The organism is Delftia sp. ZNC0008 (genome assembly GCF_000799035.1).
GTDB classification, from domain to species: Bacteria; Pseudomonadota; Gammaproteobacteria; order Burkholderiales; family Burkholderiaceae_C; genus Comamonas; species Comamonas tsuruhatensis.
In genome coordinates, this window is record NZ_JTKZ01000943.1 from 1 (window position 1) to 973 (window position 973).

A 973-nucleotide genomic window follows, 5' to 3' on the forward strand; every position below is an offset into this window, starting at 1 on the left:
AGCCCGCAAGCGGTGGATGCGAGCCCCTAGAATTGCCGCGTGAACGCATCCATCCCCTCCTCCGACACCCTCCCCCGCCGCCCCATCCGCGACCTGCCCGACGAGCTGATCAGCCAGATCGCGGCCGGCGAAGTCGTCGAGCGTCCTGCCTCGGTGGTGCGCGAACTCGTGGACAACGCACTGGATGCGGGCGCCCGCCAGATCAACGTGCGGCTGCTGGCCGGCGGCGTGCGGCTGATCTCGGTGGAGGACGACGGCGGCGGCATCCCGCGCGATGAGCTGCCCGTGGCATTGCGCCGCCATGCCACCAGCAAGATCACCGATCTGCACGACCTGGAGACCGTGGCCACCATGGGCTTTCGCGGCGAGGCGCTGGCGGCCATCTGCTCGGTGTCGGAGGCGTCCATCCTCTCGCGCCCTGCGGGCCAGGACTCGGCCTATCTGCTCGACGCGCGCAGCGGCGAGCTGCGCCCCGCCGCGCGCAACCAGGGCACGACGGTCGAGGTCAAGGAGCTGTTCTTCTCCACGCCGGCCCGCCGCAAATTCCTCAAGAGCGATGCCACGGAGCTGGCCCACTGCATAGAGTCCGTGCGCCGCCATGCCCTGGCCCGGCCCGACGTGGGCTTTGCCATCTGGCACGAAGGCAAGCTGGTCGAGCAGTGGCGTGCCGCCGGCAGCATGTCGGACGAAGCCCTTGCGCGCCGCCTGGGCGATGTGCTGGGCGACGCCTTCGTGCAGAACTCCGTGACCGTGGAGCACTGGTCGGGCGCCGTCCATGTCACGGGCCGCGCGGGCATTCCCGATGCGGCGCGCTCCCGTCCCGACCACCAGTTCTGCTACGTCAATGGCCGCTTCGTGCGCGACAAGGTGCTGACCCACGCCTCGCGCAGCGCCTACGAGGATGTTCTGCACGGCCACAAGCAGCCCGTGTATGCGCTGTATGTGGAGATCGACCCCGCGCGCGTGGACGCGG

1 protein-coding gene is annotated in these 973 nt (G+C 70.0%); it reads left to right on the forward strand.

Annotation, left to right across the window (positions count from 1 at the left end):
* Positions 1-39: 39 nt before the first annotated feature.
* On the forward strand, positions 40-973 hold a 934-nt coding region (mutL, locus tag L995_RS30305; protein ID WP_047475155.1), incomplete at its 3' end, for a DNA mismatch repair endonuclease MutL.